2 protein-coding genes are annotated in these 3474 nt (G+C 71.6%); both read right to left on the bottom strand.

The window, feature by feature from the left end; genetic code table 11:
* Nucleotides 1-215: 215 nt before the first annotated feature.
* Nucleotides 216-1478, bottom strand: a complete 1263-nt coding sequence (hemW, locus tag EKO23_RS24425; protein ID WP_246051300.1) for a radical SAM family heme chaperone HemW — start codon at nt 1476-1478, stop codon at nt 216-218.
* 748 nt (nt 1479-2226) lie between these two features.
* The coding region (locus EKO23_RS24420) for an AMP-dependent synthetase/ligase (protein WP_134721144.1) at nt 2227-3474 on the bottom strand (1248 nt) is incomplete at its 5' end.

The following is a 3474-nucleotide window of genomic DNA, read 5'->3' as shown; positions in this document are numbered from 1 at the left end:
ACCCGGGCTGGTCGTACCCGGGCTGGTCGTAGCCCGGCTGGTCGTAGCCCGGCTGCTCCTGGCCCGGCTGCCCGGACCCGGACTGCTCCTCGGGCCGCTGCGGGTCGGGCTGCTGGTTCTGGTCGTCGGGCCCCTGCGTCATGCTCCGACCCTAGGCCCCCGCGGCGTCCTCGGCATCGGTAACCACCCCGGCATGTCCCCGAGATCGCGGGATCTCAGGGCAGCAGGGCGCGGACCACCGCGTCGGCGAGCAGGCGCCCCCGGGTGGTGAGCTGCAGGGTCGTGCCGGTGACCGTCACCAGGCCGTCGTCGACGAGGTCGGGCACGGCGGCGCGCCCGGCGTCGTCGAGCGCCTCGAGCCCCAGCCCCGAGCGCAGCCGCACCTCGAGCAGCACCCGCTCCACGCGGCGGCTCTCCGGGTCGAGCAGCTCACGTGCGTGCGCCGGGCTGGCACCCTCCCGCACCCGTCCGGCGTACGCCGCGGGGTGCTTGACGTTCCACCAGCGGACGCCGCCGACGTGCGAGTGCGCGCCCGGGCCGACGCCCCACCAGTCGTCGCCGCGCCAGTAGCCGACGTTGTGCCAGCACACCGAGTCCGGCCGGGCCGCCCAGTTCGACACCTCGTACCAGTCCAGCCCGGCGCCGGAGAGGGCCGCGTCGGCGGCGAGGTACTTGTCGGCCAGGTCGTCGTCGTCGGGCATCGGCAGCTCGCCGCGGCGTACCCGCCGGGCCAGCGCGGTGCCCTCCTCCACGATCAGCGCGTACGCCGAGACGTGGTCGGGCGCGCAGGCGAGCGCGGCCCGCAGCGAGGTCTCCCAGTCGGCGAGGCTCTCCCCCGGCGTGCCGTAGATCAGGTCCAGGCTCACCTCGTCGAAGCCCGCGGCGCGCGCCCAGTCGACGGCCGCCGGCACCCGTAGCGGGTCGTGCGTCCGGTCGAGCGTGGCCAGCACCGACGGCACCGCGGACTGCATCCCGAAGGAGACCCGGTTGATGCCGCCCTCGCGCAGCGTCTCGAGGTCCCAGGCGGTGACGCTGTCGGGGTTGGACTCGGTGGTGACCTCGACGTCCTCGGCCAGCCCGAACTCCCCGGAGAGCGCGGCCACGATCGCGATCAGGTCCTGCGGCGGAAGCAGGGTCGGCGTACCGCCGCCGAAGAAGACCGTCGACACCGGCAGGTCGACGTCGCCGAGCACCTTCCGGGCCATCCGGATCTCGCGGATCGCGGACATGGCGTACGTCGCGCGGGTGACGCCCTCGCCGAGCTCCTCGGCGGTGTAGGTGTTGAAGTCGCAGTAGCCGCAGCGCACCGTGCAGAACGGCACGTGGACGTACCACCCGAACGGCCGCTCCCCGAGCGTGGCCAGCGCGCTGTCCGGCAGCGAGCCGTCGGACGGTGCCGGATCACCGGTGGGAAGTGCGGAGGGCGGCACCCACCCATCCAACCAGAGCCGGTCGTCCCCGACGACGTCGAGCGGCACCGCGGGCTCGTGGGGACGGACGTGATCGTGCTGCGCTGCACCGCCTTCGAGCTGCGCGAGGAGGACTCCCGGGTCGCCCGGGACCTGATCCGACTAGGAGTACGCCGCGGGGAAGATGCTGGTGAACTCCAGGGAACCGTCGCCGCCGGCCTCCTGGACACCACGCAGGTGGTGCTCGTCGGCGGCCGCGTCGGAGTACATCGAGTAGTTGCCGTCGCGGTCGCAGTGCCTCCCACAGGTAGACCGCGGCCCCAGCCAGCGCGGCGGCGTCCTCGCCGTCGGGGTCGTAGACCTTGAGCCGGATCGTGAGCGGCACCCCCTCGGCGACACCCGAGGCGGTGCCGACGCTCCGCGTGATGTGGCTGCGGACCACGCCGCTCTCGGAGAGCACGTCCGGGCCGTTCGAGCCGTCGCCCGGATAGGGCCCGGCGGTCTCCTCGGGGATCTCGCCGTCGCCGACGTCCACGCTCGACCCACCGGCCGCCGGAGCGCCGCCAGGGTGCGCCGAGCCCACCGAGCAACGCGAGCACGCCGCGGCGCGCGATCGTGCTGCGCTCGACGATCCGCGGCAGGTCGTGGGCGAGCCCCTTGTCGTGGTCGTGCAGGTCGTCGTGCTCGTGGCTCATGCGGGGTCCTCCGGGACGGGACGCGAAATGCGACGGGTGCCGGCGGGAGGTCCCGCCGACACCCGTTCGAACCGTGCCGCCCGTGCGTCCGCTGTACGGTCGCTGACTCCTGGCGTAGAGCCTCAGGCGTAGAGCGAGTCGATCAGCGCCTTGTTGTTCTCCTCGACCACGTTCCGCTTGACCTTCATCGAGGGGGTGAGCTCTCCGGACTCGACGGTGAGGTCGTGGTCGAGCAGCCGCCACTTCTTGATGGTCTCCCAGCGGTTGAGCCGGGTGTTCAGCTCGTCGACGTACCCGGCGACCATCTCCTGGCACTTCTCGGAGGCGACGATCTCGGCGTAGCCGCCGGTGACGCCGTTCTCCTCGGCCCAGCCGTCGAGCGCGTCCGGGTCGAGCGTGACCAGGGCCACGCAGTAGTTGCGCTCGTTGCCGAACACCAGGAACTGGCTGGCGTAGGGGCAGATCGCCTTGAACTTCGACTCGATCGCCGGCGGCGCGATGTACTTGCCGCCGGAGGTCTTGAAGAGCTCCTTGATCCGGCCGGTGATGGTCAGGAAGCCGTCCTCGTCGAGGCTGCCCTTGTCGCCGGTGCGCAGCCAGCCGTCGGCGGTGAGCGTCTTCTCGGTCTCCTCCGGCAGGTTGTGGTAGCCGTCCATGACGCCGGGGCCCTTGATCAGGACCTCGTCGCCCTCGCCCAGCTTGACCTCGCTGCCGGGGAAGACCGGGCCGACGGTGCCGAACTTGTACTGGTCGGGGTGGTTCACGAACGAGCCGGCCGAGGTCTCCGTGAGGCCGTAGCCCTCGAGGACGACGATGCCCGCGGCGTGGAACCACTCGGCGATGTCGCGGTTGAGCGCGGCGGCACCGGAGATGAAGAACCGGACCCGGCCACCGAAGCGGTCGCGGATCTTGGAGAAGACCAGCCTGTCGAACAGGCCGTGCTGCACCTTCAGCGGCAGCGGGACCGACTTGCCCTCGCGCTTGAGCTGGTCGACCTTCAGGCCGACCTCGAACGCCCTGGTGAAGATCTTCTCCTTGGCGCCACCCTCGGCGGCCTGCATGGTGATGATCCGGCCGTGCGCCTTCTCGAAGATGCGCGGCGCCGCGCCCATGAAGGTCGGCTTCACGACGGCCAGGTTGTCGATGATCTTGTCGACCCGGCCGTCGACCGCGGTCGCGAAGCCGCATGCCATCTGCGTGGACAGCAGCACCTTGCCGAAGGAGTGCGCCATCGGCAGCCACAGGAACTGCAGGTCGTCCTCGTGCAGGATGTCCAGGCTGCGGATGGCCTCGCCCTCGTAGACCCAGGAGCGGTGGCGCAGCCGCACGCCCTTGGGGCGGCCGGTGGTGCCGGAGGTGTAGATCAGGGT

Origin of the sequence: Nocardioides guangzhouensis, from assembly GCF_004519545.1 — a bacterium.
Lineage (GTDB): Bacteria > Actinomycetota > Actinomycetes > Propionibacteriales > Nocardioidaceae > Nocardioides > Nocardioides guangzhouensis.
This window is presented reverse-complemented; position numbering and strand designations above follow the sequence as displayed.